This window comes from Aliidiomarina taiwanensis, from assembly GCF_003987015.1.
GTDB classification, from domain to species: Bacteria; Pseudomonadota; Gammaproteobacteria; order Enterobacterales; family Alteromonadaceae; genus Aliidiomarina; species Aliidiomarina taiwanensis.
This window is the reverse complement of record NZ_PIPQ01000001.1, coordinates 797,951-818,209: the sequence shown is the minus strand read 5'-3', so window position 1 is coordinate 818,209 and position 20,259 is coordinate 797,951. Positions and strand designations below refer to the sequence as shown.

At 47.4% G+C, this 20,259-nt stretch carries 19 protein-coding genes, 1 tRNA gene and 1 pseudogene; 14 read left to right on the top strand and 7 right to left on the bottom strand.

The window, feature by feature from the left end:
• The first annotated feature begins 60 nt into the window (after nt 1-60).
• Nucleotides 61-909 carry an AAA family ATPase gene (locus CWE15_RS03790; protein ID WP_126756709.1) on the top strand — a complete coding sequence of 283 codons (849 nt, stop codon included), beginning with the start codon at nt 61-63 and terminating at the stop codon, nt 907-909.
• A 3-nt stretch (nt 910-912) separates the two neighbouring features.
• Nucleotides 913-2,082 carry a vWA domain-containing protein gene (locus CWE15_RS03785; RefSeq protein ID WP_126756708.1) on the top strand — a complete coding sequence of 390 codons (1,170 nt, stop codon included), beginning with the start codon at nt 913-915 and terminating at the stop codon, nt 2,080-2,082.
• A gap of 1 nt (nt 2,083) precedes the next feature.
• Here the strand turns inward: CWE15_RS03785 and CWE15_RS03780 are convergent, their stop codons facing one another.
• Together CWE15_RS03780 and CWE15_RS03775 are read right to left on the bottom strand one after the other, a co-directional pair.
• Nucleotides 2,084-2,905, bottom strand: coding sequence for a TlpA disulfide reductase family protein (locus CWE15_RS03780; protein WP_126756707.1), 822 nt, complete (start codon nt 2,903-2,905; stop codon nt 2,084-2,086).
• Between the two features lie 48 nt (nt 2,906-2,953).
• Complete coding sequence (locus tag CWE15_RS03775; protein WP_126756706.1) at nt 2,954-3,907, bottom strand: sensor domain-containing diguanylate cyclase; 954 nt, start codon at nt 3,905-3,907, stop codon at nt 2,954-2,956.
• A 243-nt stretch (nt 3,908-4,150) separates the two neighbouring features.
• Between CWE15_RS03775 and CWE15_RS03770 the strand changes: the two are divergent.
• The 4 genes and pseudogenes from CWE15_RS03770 to trxC all read left to right on the top strand — a co-directional run.
• Nucleotides 4,151-5,653: pseudogene (locus CWE15_RS03770) on the top strand (methyl-accepting chemotaxis protein); the annotation flags it as partial.
• A gap of 195 nt (nt 5,654-5,848) precedes the next feature.
• Nucleotides 5,849-7,648: a sensor domain-containing phosphodiesterase gene (locus CWE15_RS03765; protein ID WP_126756704.1), complete on the top strand. Its 1,800-nt coding sequence runs from the start codon at nt 5,849-5,851 to the stop codon at nt 7,646-7,648.
• 89 nt (nt 7,649-7,737) lie between these two features.
• Entirely contained in the window at nt 7,738-9,099 is a 1,362-nt protein-coding gene (locus CWE15_RS03760) for an MBL fold metallo-hydrolase RNA specificity domain-containing protein (protein ID WP_126756703.1), read from the top strand.
• A 156-nt stretch (nt 9,100-9,255) separates the two neighbouring features.
• A complete protein-coding gene (trxC, locus tag CWE15_RS03755; RefSeq protein ID WP_126756702.1) occupies nt 9,256-9,714 on the top strand; it encodes a thioredoxin TrxC in 459 nt (152 codons plus the stop codon).
• On the opposite strand, the gene CWE15_RS03750 is transcribed toward trxC, so the two are convergent.
• Nucleotides 9,711-10,469 carry an SIMPL domain-containing protein gene (locus CWE15_RS03750; protein ID WP_126756701.1) on the bottom strand — a complete coding sequence of 253 codons (759 nt, stop codon included), beginning with the start codon at nt 10,467-10,469 and terminating at the stop codon, nt 9,711-9,713. The two genes, trxC and CWE15_RS03750, sit on opposite strands and share 4 nt — an antisense overlap.
• Before the next feature lie 262 nt (nt 10,470-10,731).
• Here CWE15_RS03750 and CWE15_RS03745 point away from each other — a divergent pair, with 262 nt between their 5' ends.
• From CWE15_RS03745 to CWE15_RS03735, 3 genes are all read left to right on the top strand, one after another.
• Entirely contained in the window at nt 10,732-10,995 is a 264-nt protein-coding gene (locus tag CWE15_RS03745; protein ID WP_126756700.1) for a ribbon-helix-helix protein, CopG family, read from the top strand.
• Entirely contained in the window at nt 10,992-11,282 is a 291-nt protein-coding gene (locus tag CWE15_RS03740; protein WP_126756699.1) for a type II toxin-antitoxin system RelE/ParE family toxin, read from the top strand. The genes CWE15_RS03745 and CWE15_RS03740 overlap by 4 nt, the downstream gene beginning before the upstream one ends.
• A 505-nt stretch (nt 11,283-11,787) precedes the next feature.
• Nucleotides 11,788-12,012 carry a glycosyltransferase 87 family protein gene (locus CWE15_RS03735; RefSeq protein WP_126756698.1) on the top strand — a complete coding sequence of 75 codons (225 nt, stop codon included), beginning with the start codon at nt 11,788-11,790 and terminating at the stop codon, nt 12,010-12,012.
• A gap of 51 nt (nt 12,013-12,063) precedes the next feature.
• Here the strand turns inward: CWE15_RS03735 and CWE15_RS03730 are convergent.
• From CWE15_RS03730 to CWE15_RS03720, 3 genes are all read right to left on the bottom strand, one after another.
• Nucleotides 12,064-12,140: transfer RNA gene (locus tag CWE15_RS03730), tRNA-Val, on the bottom strand.
• A gap of 118 nt (nt 12,141-12,258) precedes the next feature.
• Nucleotides 12,259-13,605, bottom strand: a complete 1,347-nt coding sequence (locus CWE15_RS03725) for an MATE family efflux transporter (RefSeq protein ID WP_126756697.1) — start codon at nt 13,603-13,605, stop codon at nt 12,259-12,261.
• 76 nt (nt 13,606-13,681) lie between these two features.
• Nucleotides 13,682-14,809 carry a zinc-binding dehydrogenase gene (locus CWE15_RS03720; protein WP_126756696.1) on the bottom strand — a complete coding sequence of 376 codons (1,128 nt, stop codon included), beginning with the start codon at nt 14,807-14,809 and terminating at the stop codon, nt 13,682-13,684.
• Nucleotides 14,810-14,969: 160 nt separating this feature from the next.
• Between CWE15_RS03720 and CWE15_RS03715 the strand changes: the two genes are divergently transcribed.
• The 4 genes from CWE15_RS03715 (at nt 14,970) to CWE15_RS03700 (ending at nt 19,294) form a co-directional block, all read left to right on the top strand.
• Nucleotides 14,970-15,881, top strand: coding sequence for a LysR family transcriptional regulator (locus CWE15_RS03715; protein WP_126756695.1), 912 nt, complete (start codon nt 14,970-14,972; stop codon nt 15,879-15,881).
• A gap of 42 nt (nt 15,882-15,923) precedes the next feature.
• The gene (locus tag CWE15_RS03710; protein ID WP_126756694.1) at nt 15,924-16,325 is read left to right on the top strand and encodes an ACT domain-containing protein; all 402 of its coding nucleotides are present in this window, start codon (nt 15,924-15,926) and stop codon (nt 16,323-16,325) included.
• 439 nt (nt 16,326-16,764) lie between these two features.
• Nucleotides 16,765-18,375: a Gfo/Idh/MocA family oxidoreductase gene (locus CWE15_RS03705; RefSeq protein WP_126756693.1), complete on the top strand. Its 1,611-nt coding sequence runs from the start codon at nt 16,765-16,767 to the stop codon at nt 18,373-18,375.
• Nucleotides 18,376-18,658: 283 nt separating this feature from the next.
• The gene (locus CWE15_RS03700) at nt 18,659-19,294 is read left to right on the top strand and encodes a LysE family translocator (RefSeq protein ID WP_126756692.1); all 636 of its coding nucleotides are present in this window, start codon (nt 18,659-18,661) and stop codon (nt 19,292-19,294) included.
• Between the two features lie 19 nt (nt 19,295-19,313).
• Here the strand turns inward: CWE15_RS03700 and CWE15_RS03695 are convergent, their stop codons facing one another.
• Nucleotides 19,314-19,568 carry a DUF2164 domain-containing protein gene (locus tag CWE15_RS03695; protein ID WP_126756691.1) on the bottom strand — a complete coding sequence of 85 codons (255 nt, stop codon included), beginning with the start codon at nt 19,566-19,568 and terminating at the stop codon, nt 19,314-19,316.
• A gap of 110 nt (nt 19,569-19,678) precedes the next feature.
• Here CWE15_RS03695 and CWE15_RS03690 point away from each other — a divergent pair, with 110 nt between their 5' ends.
• Nucleotides 19,679-20,248: an HdeD family acid-resistance protein gene (locus tag CWE15_RS03690; RefSeq protein WP_126756690.1), complete on the top strand. Its 570-nt coding sequence runs from the start codon at nt 19,679-19,681 to the stop codon at nt 20,246-20,248.
• Nucleotides 20,249-20,259: the final 11 nt, after the last annotated feature.

Here is a 20,259-nt window from a genome sequence, read left to right as displayed (position 1 = left end):
CTGATAATTTCTTGAGTTTCGTTATCATAAGGCCTTCTATTCTTTAGGAGGCTTTTTTTTATGTCATCACAGTTTGTAAGTACCGAAAGTTACATTGTTTCCAAGGAGTTAGCCGGTGCGGTGAATGCAGCCGTTACCTTGGAAAAGCCGCTGCTTATAAAAGGCGAGCCAGGTACAGGGAAAACACGTTTAGCAGAAGAACTAGCCAATAGCTTAGACACCCCTTTATTTCGTTGGCATATTAAGTCGACCACCAAAGCACAGCAAGGGTTGTATGAATACGACGCCGTGTCGCGCCTACGGGACAGCCAGCTTGGTAGCGACAAAGTACACGACATCAGTAACTACATTAAACCAGGTAAGCTATGGCAAGCCTTTACCCATAGTAAAAGGCCTGTGCTGCTCATCGATGAAATAGACAAAGCAGACATTGAGTTCCCGAACGACCTCTTGCATGAGCTAGACCAAATGGAGTTTCACGTGTATGAAACGGGTGAGCATATTCGTGCAGCCCAGCGTCCTATTGTTATTATTACCTCGAACAATGAAAAAGAGCTGCCCGACGCCTTTTTACGTCGCTGCTTTTTCCATTACATTCGCTTCCCCGACGCAGAAACCCTCGCGGCTATTGTGCAAGTGCATTACCCAGACATTCAGCCCAGGTTATTGACCCATGCGCTAGAGGTGTTTTTCGACTTACGAGAGGCTCCAGGGTTGAAAAAGAAGCCGTCTACATCTGAGCTACTGGACTGGCTGAAACTTTTATTAGCAGAGGACATGAAACCGGAAGAGCTACAACAAGCCCATGCCAAAGGCGGGCTGATGCCTATGTTCGGGGCGCTGTTAAAAAACGAACAAGACGTGTCCTTGGTAGAAAAGCTTGCGTTTATGGCACGTCGGCAGGGCTAACGGATGCTCATTGAATTCTTTTTTTGCTTGCGCCGTTACGGAGTAAAAGTCAGCATCACGGAGCTTCTAGACTTACTGGAAGCTTTGCAGCAACACTTAGTGTTTGCCGACGTAGAAGCTTTTTATGAGCTTTCGCGGACTATTTTGGTGAAAGACGAAAGCTATTACGACCGCTTTGATCGTGCCTTTGCAGACTATTTTGAAGGGGTTGCCGAAGTGGATATAGCCAGCGCGATTCCAGAAGACTGGCTGGCGCGGGGCTTACAGCGAGAATTAACCGAAGAAGATAAAGCCAAGCTGCAAGGGCTAGGTGGGCTCGACGAATTGATAAAGCAGTTTAAAGAGCGTTTAGCCGAGCAGCAAGAGCGCCACGCCGGAGGAAATAAATGGATAGGCACAGGTGGCACTTCGCCCTTTGGTGCTTACGGTTACCATCCGGAAGGCATTCGCATTGGCCAAGAGGGCAGTCATGCCCGGCGCGCAGCAAAGGTATGGGACAAACGGGAGTTTCGAGACTTAGACACAGACGAAGCCATTAACAACCGTAGTATTCAAATAGCGCTGCGAGCACTACGCCGCTTCGCACGAACAGGTGCAGCCACCGAGCTCGACTTGGACGGAACCATTCGAGCAACCTCCCGTAAAGGCGGGTTACTCGACTTGCAGTGGCAACCCGAGCGCCATAACGCCGTGAAGGTTTTATTGCTGTTCGATGTGGGCGGCTCTATGGACGACTACATAGCAGAGTGCGAAGCCTTATTTGCTGCTGCTCGTTCGGAGTTTAAGCACTTGGAGTTCTATTACTTCCATAACTGTGTGTATGAAGGCGTATGGAAGAACAACCAACGGCGCCGCCAAGAAGTAACCCCCACCCGCGAGCTGATAAATCGATACAGTAGCGACTACAAGCTTATATTTGTGGGTGACGCCACCATGGGGCCTTATGAAATAGCTTACCCAGGCGGCAGTGTTGAGCATTGGAACGAAGAGCCCGGCAGCGTGTGGGTGCAGCGCTTAACCAACCACTTTGAAAAGGTGGCTTGGCTTAACCCGCAGCCAGAGCAGCACTGGCGCTACTATCAGTCCATTGGCATGATGCAGCAGCTCGTAGCGCGGCGCATGTTTCCGTTAACCGTGGCGGGCTTGCAAAAAGCCATTCAGGCGTTGCTATAAGCTATTTGGCTGCTTCTATTTTCTGAATGCCGGCGGCGAGACGAGGCACAGAAAGCTCGCCAATATGGCTGTCCACAAGCAGGCCATTGGCATCAAAAAACAGGGTGGTGGGGAAAACCGAGCTGCCAACGGCTTGTGACAATTGGCTGCGGCTGTCCACCAACGCATGCTCGAAGGCAAGGCTATGGGCATGGAAAAAGCCTTTTATAGCAGCCACTGACTCACCTTGATTTACAGGCACAATGGCCATGTTTGGCCATTGTGTTTGTGCTTCCATAAGTACGGGCATTTCCCGGACACAGGGTGGACACCAAGTGGCCCATAAGTTGATAACCAGACCTTGACCGTGAAAAGCCTGTGCCAAGGGAACGGGCTTTGCGCTCAGCGTGTTTAAAGTGATTTCTGGTACAAAAGGGTGTTGCTGCTTTAGCACCTGTTGACCGTAAAAGCCGCCGCCGTAAACCAGTAAGCCTGCAAGCGTAGCAATAAGCAAAGGCTTTACCAGAGTGCGCTGACGCCACGCCTTATATGCTATAAATAACAAGCCTGCTGTAAGACCCATCAGAATGTCGAAGCCACCGTCGCGAATGTTCAGTATTTGCTTTGGGGACGCCAAATAAAGGTCACTGAAGCGCAAAACAAAGCTGCAACGTGCAACGAGCACAGCAACAATGAGGGAAAGAAATAGAGTGTCGCTCACTTTGTTTTTGCTGTTGTTTGAATTGCGACCCAAAAATGAAGCTAGGCCTAGAGCGGCGGCGCAGGCAGCAAAGAAAATAAGGTGAGACAAAGCAAATCCGAAGGGACCAAAACTAACAGACATATTGACACCCGCTAAGCGACATAAAGGGCCTAGCTTAGCATATTAACTTCACTGGCGGCGCCTTTGGTTTGCTATATCTTTATAATTAAACACTGCATTTTTGCCGCTGTTCTTTGCGGCGTACATGGCTTCGTCGGCGGCGTGCATTAAGTCTCGGTAACTGTCTAGTTGCAGCTGGCTAGAATGCACCCAACCAATCGACATGCTTGTGGGTATGTGATCAGCGGTTAAATCTTCGCTGACCAGCTTATGTAATCGATTTAACACAGTAGCTGCTACTTCTTTGGAAGCATTACTAATAATTAAAGCAAATTCGTCGCCGCCAATGCGTGCTAGGGTGTCTTCACTGCGACTAGAGCGCTTCATAATAGCAGCAATACGCTGCAGCAATTGGTCACCGGTTTGGTGCCCCTGGTTGTCGTTAATCGCTTTAAAGCCGTCTAAGTCAATGTAAGCTAAAGAAAAAGGCTCTTGATAGTCCTGGTGTACCTGAATGCTGTGATTGAGTGCGTCGTGAAAGTAACGCCGGTTGGCCAAGCCGGTTAAGTCGTCCGTCAGGGCGCGGCTGCGCTCTGCTTCTAGTTCCCGTCGAATGCGCTGTTCAATACGTTGACGCTCCGTGCTGTCGCGTACAATGGCCACAGCGAACAGCTCACCGCCTATCTCCAGCGGGCTAATAGTGATTTCCACAGGAAAAAGGCTGCCGTCCTTACGTAGCCCAAGGAACTCAATAGGTAAGCCTTTCCCCATAGGGCGTGACTTGGGTTGGCCAAAAAAAGCTTCTAGGTGTTTTTTATGATTGCTGCGAACTGCTTTTGGGATTAAACAGTCAAGTCTTTCATGAATAAGCTCACCGGGTGCATACCCAAAAATGTGGGCGACGGCTTCATTTGCTAAGCGTATGGTGTGCTCTTTGGTCACTACCAGCGCCCCGTCGGGAATTGTATTTAAAAAGTCAGCATAATAGCGGTACACACGACACTCGCTTATATTCAACATCATATATACCCTAAGTGTACATGAATAATACTGTACTTGAGTAGCATTAATCACTCAGTTTGATATACGTCAAAGTGGTTGGTTTTAGCCTTATTTCGCTTAGCTGCTTGTGGTACATTAGAAGGTCTAGAAAGCCCGCGGGCGTATTGTTAACCGAGGAGTTGTATTTTGGCGAACCGACGTCAACGACACGTCACTCAAACTGAGTATGAAATAGCACCTGGCGACAGGCTGATATCCACTACGAACACGCGCGGTGTGATCACTTATTTTAATGAGTGTTTTCGCCAAGCAAGTGGGTATGACGCAAACGAATTATTAGGCGCCCCGCACAATATTATTCGTCACCCGGACATGCCTAAAGCGGCCTTTGCGGACATGTGGGCAACCATTAAGCAAGGGCAGCCGTGGATGGGACTGGTTAAAAATCGCCGCAAAAATGGCGACTTTTACTGGGTCAGTGCATATGTCACGCCCATATTTGATGAAGGCAAAGTAACGGGGTATGAGTCGGTGCGGGTTCGGGCTACAGAGAACCAGAAAAAACGGGCGACGGCTATTTACCAACGGCTCCATAAGGGGCAGTCGTCTACGTCTAAATTAGAGTCAGCCAAGCGTTGGGCCAAGTATATATTACCTACTTGGGTTCCTTCTCTTACGCTTGCTATTGGTTTGGCTGCAACGAGTTACACATTCTGGTCGGTGCTGGTACTGGCTGCCACGGGCTTGGGAATGGTGATACAAACGGTCAGCCAAAAATCTTCGTACCGGGCTATTCGAGCTATTCGTCCAAATGCGTTCGCCAACCGAGTGATCGCTGAAACTTATTCTGACTACCGAGGCGCCAGAGCCGAGCTTGAAATGGTGCTGCGCAGCGAAGAAGCCCGGGCGCGAACAGGCTTTGCGCGCATTGAAGACGCGACATCTGGCCTGTATGAAGTGGTCGCAAATACACGAGATCAAGCCGCTTCAAACAGTGCCCTCGTGGATGAGCAAAATCACGCGACCCAGGAAGCGGTGTCAGCTATTGAGCAAATGCGTGCCGCTATTCAAGAGGTGGCAGTAAGCGTTGACAATAATGCCCAACAAAGCCAAGAGGCAAGCACCAGCGTGGACGAAAGCAGCCGTTTGGCTGGCGAGTCGTTAGTGACCATCCAAGAACTTAGCCAATTGGTCCATACCATTGTGAGCACTGTGAATGAATTAGCCGAGTCCACCGATGCTATTGGTGAAACTGCCGACTTAATTTCAAATATTGCCGATCAAACCAACTTATTGGCGTTAAACGCAGCAATTGAAGCTGCGAGGGCCGGCGAGCACGGCCGTGGCTTTAGCGTGGTTGCCGACGAAGTACGCACCTTGGCGGCTCGTACGCAGGAGTCGACGAGCCGCATTCACGGCATTATTGAAACATTGCGAGAGCGTGCAGACAACGCGGTGCGCGTTTCCTCCTTAGGGGAAGAAGCCGCCCAGCGAGGTGTGGGTATGGCGCAAGAAACCGATAGTGCCTTGAAACATATTCGTGCGGCCATTGAGTCCATTGCAGCGGGTACTTTGCAAATGTCGAGTGCAGTGGAACAGCAGCGCGGTGCCACAGAGCATATGAGCGAGCAGGTCACGCACATTGCTGAGGGCGCCGGCCGAGCCCAATTGAACGCCAATGAAACCTTTGAAGCTAGTATACAACTTGAGCAGACAGCGCGAGAGTTGCATGCACTGGTGCGACGCTTTGCTATGAATAACGCGTGAAAGGTTGTAAAAAGTAACGACAACACAGTATGAGAGCGTTATATTAAAGGAGTGTCGCTGATTCAAGGTTGAATAAACTGCGTTTCATTGAGCACGAGGAATTTTGCCTAACGAGGACGGGCTAGCACAGCGAGGCGAAATTCATGCTGTATATAAATACACAAATAAGAAGCAAAAATAATAAGAAAAACGCTTATGTATGATGATATAAACGCAGAGTTAGTCTTTAGAAAACTTGCGGATACCCTTGCGCATAGTGGGCAGCGGAATTTTTTTCAGCTGCTTGTAGAGCGCTTAGAAAGCATTTTGAAAGTTGACCATGTCATGCTGTCGGAATTTACTTACGACACCTTGCATGCGCGTACACTGCAAGTGCGTTCCAAAAACCAATGGCTTGACAACTTTTCTTACCAGCTGCAAGGCACACCATGTGGCCAAGTGCAGCCAGGTGACCCTCTTTTCATTAATCATGGTATTTGCCAGCTCTTTCCAGACGACCGAGTGCTCAAAGAGCTTGAAGCGGAAAGCTACATGGGAATGGCTATTCTCTCTCCAGACGGCAAGCCCATAGGGGTGCTCTGTATTTTACAGAATAGTCCTATGAGCCATGCTGAAATAGGTCGTGAAGTGCTGCGCATTGCAGTGGCTCAAATAAGTGCGGAGTTTGAACGCAAACGCAATGAAGCTCGTATTCTTGAGCTTGCCTTCCAAGACAAGCTAACCCGCTTGCCGAACCGCAGTAAACTTCACGAACATTTAGCCCACGTAGTAGAGCAAAGCCCACATACCCAAGGCGCTATTGGTCTGATTATTATCGACTTGAAACGCTTTAAAGAAGTGAACTATACCTATGGCCATATCATGGGTGACAAGCTATTGGTGGCTGTAGCAGGGCGTTTAAAAAGCCAATTGGGGGCAGACTTGTTTGTGGCGCGCCAAGCAAGCGACGAATACGCAGTGATTGATACGGACGCTTCCTTGCCAAAAATGCGCCAATTAGTGGAGCAGGTGAATCGGGTGTTTAGTGAGCCTTTCACCATTATGCAAACCCAGTTAGAAGTTGAAGTGAATATTGGTGCGTCGCTGCTGCCCCACGACAGCGACACGGCCGACGAGCTTTTTCAGCACGCTTGTATTGCTCTTGATGAAGCGAAGACGGAAAGCCTTGGTCAGTGTATTTATGACGCTTCCATGGCAGAACGTTTATATCGGAAGCATCGTGTTTTAAACCAGCTAACGCACGCATTGAATAATGGCAGTCTCGATGTGCATTTGCAGCCTCAGTTTTGTGTAAAAACGGGCAAAGTGTTTGGCGCAGAAGCATTGTCCCGTTGGACAGACGACGAGTTAGGACCTGTCAGCCCAGCAGAGTTTGTTCCTATTGCAGAAGAGCGTGGTCTTATTCAGCAACTTGACCGTTTAGTACTGCGAAAGGTTGGGCAACAGCTGAGCCAGTGGCGAAAACAAGGCATTGAGTTCCCAGGTAGAATTTCTATTAATTTGTCGGCGCAACAGTTTGAAAGTGTCGACGTGGTAGAAAAGCTGGGTCAGCTAACGCAAGAAGTGGGCGCTACAAGTTATACTTTGGAGCTCACGGAAGGCGTGATGATGCGGAAGCCTGAAGAAGCTTTAGTGGTGACGCAAATGCTGAAAAAGTATGGCTTTGATATTGCAGTGGACGACTTTGGCACAGGGTATTCATCCCTTGCATACTTGCAGCAACTGTCCATACAGTGGGTGAAAATTGACCGCTCATTTGTACGCGACTTAAATGAAAGTGAGCAAAATAAGTCGATAGTGAAAGCCATTATTGCCATGGCCCATAGCCTAGGTATGAAAACCGTTGCCGAAGGTGTTGAAACGAAAGGGCAAGCCATGTTGCTTAAAGAGCTTGGCTGTGACTTCTTGCAAGGCTTCTTCCTTGGGCGCCCCGTTTCGAAGCAGGAGTTCGAGAAGAAGTGGCTAACAGCCTCGGCTGCCTCCACAGCGTCTTAGCTCTTTAGCTGCGGGCAGTAAGGCTTGTCCACTTGTTTTGCTAAAACAGAGTGTCAGCCAGAGCACGCATTGTTGAAGGAGTACGACACGTGAAAATTGTCTTCTTAGGTGGTGCAGAAACGGTAACGGGCTCGAAGTATCTAATAGAAACAGAGTCCACCCGAATTTTGGTCGACTGTGGTTTATTTCAAGGCTATAAGTGGTTACGCCGTCGAAATTGGGCGCCTCTACCTTTAGGTATTCAAGACGTGGATGCTGTATTACTCACCCACGCCCACCTTGATCATTCTGGCTTTATCCCAGTCCTTTACCGCAACGGCTTTCGAGGGCCTGTTTATACCCATGCAGCGACAGCTGCATTATGTTCAGTGCTTTGGCCCGACTCGGGAAAAATTCAAGAGGAAGACGCCAAGTTTTACGCTAAGCATAAACTGAGCAGGCATGAGCAGCCGGAAGCCTTGTACGACACCCGAATAGCCACAGAAGCCTTAACCTTGTTGAAGCCAGTAGCATTTAATAAGCGCTTTAAAGTAGGCAATGTAACCGTTGAGTTTCATCCAGTGGGGCATATATTAGGCGCAGCCAGTATTATTATTGACGACGGTCATCACCGAGTTGGCTTTTCAGGTGATGTGGGGCGCTTTAATGACATTCTTATGCATGACCCAGCGCCGTTACCACAGGTGGACACCCTGTTATTAGAGTCAACGTATGGGGATAGATTGCACAGCCAAGAAGACCCGTTTGAACAGCTTGAAGAAGTAGTGAATGACACGATGAAAAAAGGGGGCGTGTTACTTATTCCAAGCTTCTCCGTAGGCCGTGCACAAGTGTTGCAGCATATGCTGGTGAAACTCATGGACAGCAAACGCATACCTCGTGTACCTATGTTTTTAGATAGCCCTATGGCGATTAACGTGTCGGATATTTATCGTGAGTTTCACACGGAGCATAAGCTCTCGGCAGCAGAATGTGGACGTTCTCAGCAGCTGATTGAATATACTCACAGTGTGGACGACTCCAAAGCCATTGCCAATCAAGTTGGGCCGCACATTATTATTGCCGGAAGCGGTATGGCCACGGGCGGACGTATACTGCACCACTTCAAGCATTGGCTAAGCGACCACCGCACCACAGTCCTCTTTACCGGTCACCAAGCAGGCGGTACCCGTGGCGCTAAAATGCAGCAGGGAATAGAGGCCATTAAAGTGCATGGCCAGTGGCTGCAATTAAAAGCGCAGGTGCGCACTCTCCATGGCCTTTCGGGCCATGCAGACTACCAAGAGATACACCAATGGCTGAACAGCTCGCAGCTTGCGCCGAACACGCATATTCAGTTAGTGCATGGCGAGCCCGACGCGCTGGAAGCACAGCGTGACTATTTATTGCAACACACGTCATTTCAGGTGGATATACCAGCTTATATGAGTGTGTTGCATTTGAGTGACTAAGCGTTAGGCTGTTTCTCTTTTCTATGCACCCAATGCTGCCGTAACCAACAGGTGTCCGACTGCCAAATAGTGCGCCGATTAACAGAGCAACAGGCTTGAATAGGAGCGTTCGAACCCCATATTAGAAGTTACTAATACATTGATTGGAGTTTCTACATGTCGACCGACACGCAAGAGAAGATGATTTTAGCTTGCCCCCATTGCCATAAGAAAAACCGCGTAGCTGCGGACCGAATAAGCCAGCAGCCCAAGTGCGGTCAGTGCAAAGAAGCTTTGATCACGGGTAGTCCGGTGGAGCTGACCATTGCTAACCACAAAGCCCATATGAGCAGCGACATGCCTGTGGTTGTGGACTTTTGGGCGCCCTGGTGTGGACCTTGCCAGCAATTTGGGCCGTTTTTCGAGCAGGTTGCCCCACAGTTCGCCGAGCGTGCACGCTTTGCCAAAATAAACACCCAAAACGAGAATGTGCTGGGCCAGCGATACGCCGTACGCAGTATTCCTACTGTGGCCGTGTTTCATCGCGACCAAGAAATAGCTCGCCAAGCCGGAGTGATGTCGCCGCAGCAACTACATCAGTGGGTGGAGCAGGTGCTGCAGCAGCTAGGTGCTTAGTCGGTTATAAGGTTAAATACCACGTTAATGGTGGCGTTAAAGGTAATGGTTTCTTCCAAGTATTGACCAGGCGTTGCGGCGTCGGCTCGTACCGCCCGCATTTCGTGTTGCCCATAGGCAAAGCGCGAAGCCGTATGGCCTGTGTTAATGCTATACACACTGCCAAGCTCTGCATCGAAAGACTCCGCCAAGTGGCGCCCTTGCTGCTTGGCATTTTCAACCGCTTGGGCCAAGGCTTGAGCTTCTAATTCAGCTGCATTAGAAGCAGTGAGTTGAATATTATTAATTTCATTCACTTCAACGCCTAAGGCAAAATCCATAAAGTCGTTTAACTTGGTGATGTCTTTAAGCGTAATGGTTAGGGTGCGCCGCGCCCGATACCCCACCAGCTGGTTCTCACCGTCGCGCGTGTGCTGCACATGCTGGCTGGTAAACAAGGACGACGCCGACACATCAGCCGTGTCAACGCCAAAGCGTTCCAACCCTGCCAATAAGTCATTTACCCGGGCGTCGACACTCTGCTTCGCCGCCAAACTGGTGGGCTCTTCCGCCCGCAACTGCAAGGAAAGCACCGCTGCGTCGGGCTTGGCTTGTACTTCACCCGAGCCAGTGATTGTAATATGCGGCCCCGCAGGAACCGCCGCCATAGCAGGCGCAGTGGCAAAGCCAAGCGTACCAGCCAGAAGCAGGGCAGCAGTGGCAGTGCGGAATTTAGTTGGTAATGGATTAGACACAGAGTTTGCACACGAGAACATTATATATTCCTTCTATAAAGGTAAAAATTACCTGGCCTTCTTATACGGCAACCAAAAGTCTGAAAGAGTTCAAAAAACTGCTAGTAAAGGAAATGTAAGTTTGTTCAACAGGGGAGAGTTAGCCGATGGCGATTTGCTCTGCAGGTGGTTTGTACAGTTGATACATCATTCATGGCTAGGAATACAATGTGATGAACTACTCTAGCCCTGAGTCTCAGTGTGTACTAAGATGTAATACAAATGAATACGGAGGTGTGTCTAGATGAGTATAACAAGTATCCGACTAGCAGAAGACATTGATAAACCACTTGAGTCTTTAGCCAGAAAGCTAGATAGAAGTAAAAACTACATTATAAATCAAGCTATTAAGGAGTTTTTGGCTAGGCAGTCGCTAGAGGACTCTAGGTGGTCCGACACATTGGAGGCTCTAGAGTCTATTAAGTCAGGCAAATCGGTTGCTGAAGCGGATGTGAATGCTTGGTTAAACAGCTGGGGCACTGGTGAACGCAAAGAGCCACCGAAATGATAGAGGTTAAGTATTCCGCAAAATCGCTCGAAGACCTTGAGCGAGTTGTTGAGTTTGTCGAAGTTAAAAATCCTTACGCCGCTCGAAGAATCGCTATTGATCTTCAAGAGGGAGGCTTCAAGCTAAAGCAATTTCCGCACATTGGCTTGCCTGTAATTAAAGCTCCTGATCCAGATAAAATCCGAGATTTATATGTTGGTGATTACACCGTGCGGTATTTAATTACCGAGGGCACCGTTTATGTTTTGAGAGTTTGGCATAATAAAGAAAACGAGAAAAGTTTATAAAAAGGCAATGTTTTGGACTGCCGTAAGCTCCGGCCTCCATTTCCGTCAGCCAAAATAGCGGAGTTAGCTTTCGTCATCATGCTTCATGGCAGTGGCGCTTATTCATGCAGCTAGCTACTATCTATTTGCCTTTTGCTCATAGCCCCAATAGTATCGCATGATACATGCTGTTAACATAAATGCGCAAATCGTCCTTCATTAAGGATGATTTTGTTATAAAAATTACTTACCTAAACAAGGACAAGGTGATGACAACAATTTTAGCTGTTGGGCTGCCAGTTCTCATTATTTTATTGCGCTGTTTTAAATAATGAGTGCAAGCCAGACGCACTCGAGGGTGTGGGCTTCTTATTTCATGGCATTTATGTGTTTTTAATTACGTCAGTGATTTACGCTTTTATGCCGAAAAAGTTGAAGCAAAAAAACATACATAAGAGCGAATAAAGCTCACCACTGTGGGTGCGCCACCCATATGGTTGGCGTTATAAATACTAGGAGCGTTATTTTGGATATTAATATGACGGTAGCTGGGCAAGTGATTTTTGTATTTGCCCTTGTTATGGGCGTAGTTTGCTATTACATAGGTCGCCGCAAGTCTCAAACGCCTGTTCTGACAGGTCTGCTAGGTGGTGTCTTGTCGCTCATTCCACTTTTCGGAGTGATATACTTGGTTGTGTTGGTGCTCAAAAAAGATGTAGGTGAAAACGAAATCGCTACTGCAAAATGCTGAACAGCAAGGGCGAAGAGCGTATAGGTACGTTTTAAGGAAATAGAAAAGAAATGGTGCGTCCTAGTAGATTCGAACTACCGACCCCCACCATGTCAAGGTGGTGCTCTAACCAACTGAGCTAAGGACGCACTGCTTAGGTAAGCGGTGGCTATACTAGGCATTTCAGACGGGGGTTGCAAGCGTTTTTTGTTAGAAGTGAACTGTTTGGCGTTAATTTGTACGGATTGCAGCTGTGTGAATGACTTGTTACTGGCGTTGCCTTGTAAACAACCGCTTGCTCCGCCAACCACCCCAGCGGTAATAGGCGATGGAAAATAGGCTACTGATCAGAAAACTGATGCCGATGCCAAGGGCGATGCCTCGTTCGTGGTATAGAGACGTTATCCAGTAGGCGAGGGGCACGCGCAGCAACCACAACGAGATAATATTCAAGGCGAGAATTTGGAACATGGCGCCGGCGCCGCGAACAATGCCGTTTAAGATAAAGTTTAAGCCGATAAAAGGGTAGAACAAGGCGATGGTGCGTAGGTAGGACACGCCAAAGTCGACGCTGCCCTGGTCGCTGATAAAGAGCTTGACTAAAGGCTCGGCGCAAATAAATAGAGTGGCTGCAAAGGCACCCATAACGGCGACGTTATAGCCAATGCCTATTTTTGCTATGTCGGTAATGCGAGCCCACTGGTTGGCACCAATATTTTGGGCGGCCATGGCGTTAACAGCTGCGCCGAGGGCGATGGCGGGCAATAAAATAATATTGTCTAAACGCTGCGCTGCACCAAAGCCAGCCACAACGTCCTCACCAAAGCTATTGACTAGGGAAAGAATGACCGTCATGCCCGCATAAATCACAATCATTTGAATGCCAGAGGGTACGCCAAGCTCTAAGATAGTGCGTATTTCTATGGCTTTCGGACGTTGTATTTTGAACGCAGGCAGCCCTACGCCTGAGCGGCCGGAAAGGTAGAAGAGGCTGTAAAGAAAAGCCAGCCCCTGAGACAAAATCATAGCCCAAGCTGCACCGGCCACGCCCATGTTCAAACCAGCAATGAACAGCGGGTTTAACAGTGCTGTGAGCAGGGTGGCTAGTAGAACAAAATACATGGGGGTTCTACTGTCGCCAAAGGCGCGTAGCAAGCTGCCAATGAAGTTATACCCAGTCAGAAATAGGGTACCGATAAACATGACCTGCAGGTACTCTTTTGCTTGGTCCATAATGGAAGCGGGCGTATTGATGAAGGCGAGCATGGGGCCGGCAAGCAGGTAGCCCAAAAGCCCTATTGCAAGTGAAAGGCTGGTGAGCAAAAACGTAAAGGCGCTTAAATAGGAGCTGGTTTCAGCTTGATTGCCAGCGCCTTTGAGTTGGGCAAACACGGTGAGTGTTGCATTGTTCACGCCCATCACAAAAGCGAGGAGTACCACCACAATGCTGGTACTCACGGTTACCGCTGCAAAGGCCGCACTGCCCAACAAGTTACCAACCCACAAGCCAGTAATAAGCAACAAGGAGGCTTGCAATAGATTGCTAAATAAAATGGGCAACGAGAAGTTAAGTAGCTTGCGCGCTACTGAGCCTTGCGTAAAGTCGCTTTTCACCTAAGAAGTCCTTGTTCCACTTATACTGCGGGTCACATTGTGTTGACCGGGCGCAGATTGAAGCATTTAGTGCTGTTTATGCCTGCGGTGTAATTAAATACTTTTCGCCAGTGGCTTGCTTTGAATAGGCAGCAATCGATTCCATGTGCAAGGCACCTGCCAGCGATACTTCGTGGGTGTAGTGACTGGCAAACGTCGTGGTGATCTCTGCTGCAACTCGCTTGCGCATGGCCATGACGGTTTCTTGGCTGAGTTTGCCCAAGGCGTTAAAGAGTAAGAAACCGCTGACATTCCAGGCAAAACCAAAATTGCGATGCAAGGTTATAGGGCCACGATCGAGTGCGCCATATATATACACTTGTTTAAGTGTGCCTGAACCGTACACGTTGTATTCGGTTGAGTCGTGGGTTATGGCCGCTTCCATGCAGTTGAGGATGTCGCTGGTCAGTGTACCGCCCCCGATTGGGTCGAAGGCAATGGTGGCGCCTGTTTCAACAATGGCTGCGATAAGGTCGCTGCGGAAGCTCTCTTTGCTTGAGTTCACCACATACTTGGCGCCCATATTGCGCAGCAGCGTTTCTTGCTCGTCTTTGCGCACTATGTTGACGAGGTCAATACCGTCGGCGATGCAAATGCGGTTCAGCATTTGTCCTAAGCTGGAAGCAGCCGCCGCATGAATAATGGCTTTATGGCCTTCTGCGCGCATGGTTTCAACCATAGCGAGGGCCGTAAGCGGGTTAACGAAAGACGAGGCGCCTTCTTTCGCTGTTGTGCCTTCATTCAGTTCAAGACAGCTTTGGACATGTACGCAAACATATTGCTGGTAGGTACCGCCGCCAATCACGGCAACGGTTTTACCTAATAAGGCTTGTGCCCCGGGTGAACTGCCTGCTGCAACGACAACACCTGCACCTTCGTTGCCCACGGACATCGCTTTTCCTACGCGGGTTTTAACCGCAGGCATGAATTTGGCGGGCACATCGGCGGTAATGACCGGTTGCTGTGCCGTACCTGACTGTGTTGCTGTGTTCATGTCGGCAACGCTAAACATAATCGCTAAGTCGGAAGGGTTCAGGGGGGCGGCTTCTATGCGCACAACGACTTCCTCGGTCCCTGGCTGTGGCATGGCAACGTTGTTTAAGGCAACGGTTAGTTTGTTGTCGGCGCTGATGGTTGAGGTAAGTTGAATATTGGTGTTTGTCATAGGGGGCTCCTGAATAATTCTACGTGGCTTGTAATAGTTCGATTGAGTGCATTATTACTTGTTTTAATTTGCTTATATATAGGTGAAAATGCGAATCACTATTGCTTTAAAGGCAACAATATAGCAAAAATGCCTTGGTATTCATTGAAGGGGAAGCAAGTTGGATCAACTACGGGCAATGCGCTATTTCAGTAAAGTGGTTGAAGCGGGCAGTTTTACCCAAGCGGGCAAGGCCTTTAATGTGTCGCCTTCGTCGTTGTCGCGGCGCGTGGCGGACTTAGAAAAAAGCTTAGGTGCGACCTTGTTAAAACGCTCTACTCGAATTGTGAAACTAACGGAGGTGGGGCAAATTTATTATAATGACGTGCAGCACATATTGAACCAAATCGAGCAAAGCGAAGAAACCGTGCGTAGCTACCAAACAACGCCAATGGGGCGTTTGCGTATTAGTTCTATGGTGAGCTTTGGCGATATTGTACTGCTGCCGTTGTTAGACGAATTTAGCGCGTTATATCCTGAAATAGTATTAGACGTGAGCTTAAGTGACGAGCTTTCGACTCTTGGCCGCGATGATGTAGATATTGCCATTCGTGGTGGTTACGCCCCCAATGAGCGGGTGTTAGCAATTAAACTGATGGATAATAGCTTTATTCCTGTTGCTTCTCCTCGTTACCTAGAAACGCATGGCGTGCCTGAAAATGCGATGGCATTAAAGCAACATGCCGGGCTTTATTTTAAAACCCCAACGGGGCCAACGCCATGGTTATGCAATAAAAACGGCCAGTGGCATGATGTTTCTGGGCCTGCAGTGGCCATTTCCAATAACGGTGCATGGCTTGCAAAAAAAGCCTGCGAAGGAGAGGGCATTTTAATGTCAACACGATGGGCATTAGCTTCATACTTAGAGTTGGGCCAGTTGCAAGAGCTAAAGTTCGAGCATGAGGTAGCCATTACACAAAGTTCAACTATGGCCGTTTATTTGTTGTACCAAAAGCAGCGCTACTTCGTACCGAAAGTAAAAGCGGCCGTCGACTTTTTAGTTGAGCGTTTACAAACAACCAATGCCCGCTAAAGGCGTTTTATACTGGGGCGCTAACCATATAATGAATTATTTATGTCAGGAATTACAGATTTAGACAAGTTGTTGCGCTTAATGCGCCCGGAATTGAACGACACAGAGTTTGTGTTTTGCACAGTTACAGGGCCTTTGAAAGCATATGTTGAGCTAAACCCGGTAGCTACTTTTAACGAAGCAGAAGGCCTTACTTTGGTGCTTGAAAAGTCGGCGGCCGAAAAAGCATGTTTACTATTTGAAAGTACGTATAGCCAAATTACGTTAACCGTACATTCTAGTTTAGAAGCGGTCGGGCTTACAGCAGCCGTAGCAACGAAACTCGCTTCAAAAGGCATTAGTGCCAATGTGATAGCTGCTTACTATCACGACCATGTGTTTGTTCAAGCCAGTAAAGCAAGTGCTGCACTAGCAGCGTTAAATGAACTTGCCGTTAAGTGTTAAAAGCTGAACAAGACAATGCGCATGACCAATTTGTATTATTGCTGAATTATCAACATCCTTAGTTTGGGCATTAACCTATATTCAGTAATGCTGAGAACGAATCAAGCTGATACACTTTGGGTATTATTAAAAAACAAAAAGTAAACATTCGATGGGCCTATTTTCGAAAGTTAGCACCAAGCCACACTTCGAGTCTTACTCGTGGGGTAAGCATAGAAGTATATTTGCCACGGTTACTTACTGGCTAGTATTCGTACTTCGAATATTTTCACCATTACAGTGGATTAAACTAATTTTTCGCAAAACCCAAGCGGCTCGTAATGATGAAAAAGAACGGGTCGACTTTCACGCCATGCATTCTGAAATATACTTGCTGGTGATTCTGTTCTTGTCTCTGGCTTTTTACTCCCTACCTTCGATAACGCTAGTGCTACCTAATATGTCTGAAGTGTTTCTGCAGAACCTTCAACTTGGGGCGCGCTATGTTTCTATGTTGTTACTGTTCGAGTCGGTGATGTGGGTTCTCTACTACATGCTGCTGCGGATACTGATTGAAAAACACTTGTCGATTTTTAATGAAGCTGAATACTTTATTGCTTTGCCTTTTGTGCTCGCCACTCAGTTATTTTTCTTGGCTAGTATTTTAGGAGTGAGTGTGTCTGAAGTGTTGGCGATAGCGATGAATTTAAACTTTATCGAATATAAAACAACGGGCATACAGCAACTTGCCATAGGCACCTTTGGTTATATTTATACGGCGCTAATTATTGCCAATATTATTAACTTAATACCGGCTATTCCCGTTGGTAGGCGACCTAATATAACCATTGTAGGTGCAGGCGACGTTGTTAGATATCGCATGCTGCCTGCGTTATTGGCGAATAAACTCTATTTGCCGAGTCAAATTGCCATTGTTAGTGATGGCATAGAAGGTGACTTTCTGCAGCAGTTGAAAAAAGACGGCGTAACCTTTGAAGAGGTGAAACCGAACTTGAACGCAGCTGAAAAAATACAGGAAGTGATTAAGTTTATAAAAAAACGCTCCTCGTATGCCGTTGTGGCCACGCCGACGGCTAGCCACCTTGGCTACGTGGCGGCTTTGGCGAAAGAAGGAATTGTGTTTGGTATTGAAAAGCCGTTGGCGGCTACCGCTTCAGAACTGGCTATGTTTCAAAAAAACGGCAATTCACTTATGCAAAATGGCTTTTTGTTTAGCTATTATTGGCTAGAGAAAGCCTTGCCGCTGAATTATTTTTTTAGTTTAAACCCACAGTATCAACGGTTTTTAGACATAACAGTAACAAACGCTTCTGAGCAGCGTACGGTTGATGCTGATGCGTTAGCTTATTTACGCATACAACTAGGTAAGTTAAAAAGTGCCGATATTGTTTTTTTAGAAGGTAAAGACAGCCGTGAATGGAGTTTGCTGAAAGAAACTGGCGGGCTGTTTTTTGAAACGTTAATACATCCGGTCACACTGCTAAACCATGTGTTGGAGCAACCTTTGCACTTAAGTGAGCTTGAGGCCGACTGGTACTTGCTCGACAACTTGCCGAATGAACTAAATAGCAAAGTAAGAAAGCTAAACGACTTTGGTGCGACTTATGTGTCTTTACGCTCAAAAGTGGGGGCCGATTGTGCCATTCAGGTTTGTGTGGGTAAGTATATGCCGACTAAAACTCGATCGATGAAGTTGACCTTTGAACATGGCAGCCTACATATGGACTTGGATGCTCGAGTTTGTACTATTACTTGCCCTCAAGCAGGCGCGTTGCAAGGCGTAACGATTAAAGTATGCTCAGACTTATCTAATAGAGATAAACAATGGGCTGGGTATGATGTTCAAATGACGCTTTTCGATAGCTTTGTTCGAGATCAAGGCTATTGGAGTGCGTTGCGGTACGATGATTACCCGAACCAGGTTGAAGTATTGTCGGCTATGATTCAGTGGTTGAAAACTGACGAGGGGCCAACACATTTTTATCGACCTAAGGTTTTAAATAGAAAAGAGTATAACGCACTCGAATGCTCGGCAGGTAAGAGTGAGTGAGGTAAAGCAATCTTGCACGGCACTGGGTCGTGCAAGATTGCTTTATATAAACAAAGTGTTCAAAGGTTTAAAATAAGTCTGATTGATAAATTACTGGCCGCGAAAAAGCCAAAGGTTTAAGCTTTGCAGAACTTGGTAAAACAGTAACTTCAACTGGATAAGGGGCTCTTAGCCTGTTAGGTTTGTTTAGGGCGTTGCTCGAATAAAAAGCCAGGACGTGTTCTAATTTAGTGACTTCATCGTGAATAAAGACACTATACAACGAATGCAGATGAGACCCTAGATGGATATACTGAACTATTTACCTGAACTTCTTTCTGTCACCGTGATAGCCACGTTTATGGCCATAAGCCCCGGCGCAGACTTTGTCATGATTACGCGCAATAGTTTGTTTTTTGGTCGCAAGTTTGGTGTGTATTCTTCGTTTGGCATTGCCGCCGCTATTTGGGTGCACGTAGCCTACTCCATTGCGGGGCTGGCGCTTGTTATTTCTAATTCGATTGTACTCTTCTCTGTCATCAAGTACTTGGGGGCAGCCTATTTAATATATATTGGCTATAAAACTTTCACTTCAAAGGACAAGTTAAACCTAGAAGGTAAGAAGGAGCAAAACAGCTTGACGCGCATGGCTGCCTTTCGTTTAGGCTTTGTCACCAATGTACTTAACCCTAAAACATCGCTTTTTTTCTTAAGTATTTTCACCCAAGTGGTCAGTCCTACAACCCCGCTTGGCGTGCAGGCAGTGTATGGGCTGATTATTTGCCTTGCGCACTTGCTGTGGTTTAGTTTGGTGTCTGTATTTTTTAGCCATCCTCACTTTGTCTCAGCATTTAATCGCTATAAACATCGCATCGAGAAAGTGATTGGCAGTTTACTGATTGGCTTTGGTTTAAAAGTGGCTTTGATAAGCAATCGTTAATAGCAAGCGTTGTAGGCTTTTAAAGCTCATACGGAGACGGTTTCTCTTGTTCTTGCACCGTATAGTAAAATTCATCCATACGCTCTGTTAATAAGCGGTAGGCACTGTTTAATCCTTTATTAAATAGTGCTGGGCCAATCAGCTCGATGAAAAAGTCGATAAGAAATTCAGCTTCGAAATTACCTATGTTCTGACCGAGTTCGTTTTCAAAGTACTCGGTTACTTTATAAACGAGCGCTTCTTTGTCTGTGCTTGAAAACTTCATTTCTATCATACCCGGCAGCCCCTTTAGAATGCTTTGCTATGGTGCGCTGAATCATAGCGTATTCAATAAATTAAGGCTAAGGTTACAGGTACTTCCATAGACTTATAGGGAAAAGTGCAATGCAAAATGAAACATTACAGTTAGCTCAAATACTGTCACGTACATGGTGGGTTCTTCTGCTGCGTGGCGTGTTTGCAATTTTGTTCGGTGTGGTTGCTTGGACCATGCCAGAGGCCTCCGTTGCCATACTGTTGATAGTATTTGGCGTGTATGTATTAGCCGATGGAGTAATAGGTGTGGTAGCGGCTATCTCCGGTCGGAAGGAAAGAGAACATTGGTGGGCGCTATTGGTTTGGGCGCTACTGGGCGTTCTTGTCGGTGTGCTCACTTTAATAAACCCTGCGCTGACTGCGATTGCACTCATGTTCTATATTGCAATTTGGGCTATAGGAACAGGTATTTTACAAGTTGTATTAGCGCTTCGCTTGCGCAAAGAAATACAGGGAGAATGGCTGTTGGTGCTAGGTGGAATATTATCCGTGGCATTGGGTGTGTTTTTAATGGCGCAGCCCATGATGGGAGCCATTGCTTTGCTGTGGGTTATTGCCACCTATGCCATTATTTTTGGCGGCGTATTTGTCGTGTTAGCCTTTAAAGCACGAGCTTTTGGAAAACGAGTATCATTCTAAAAAATAGCCTT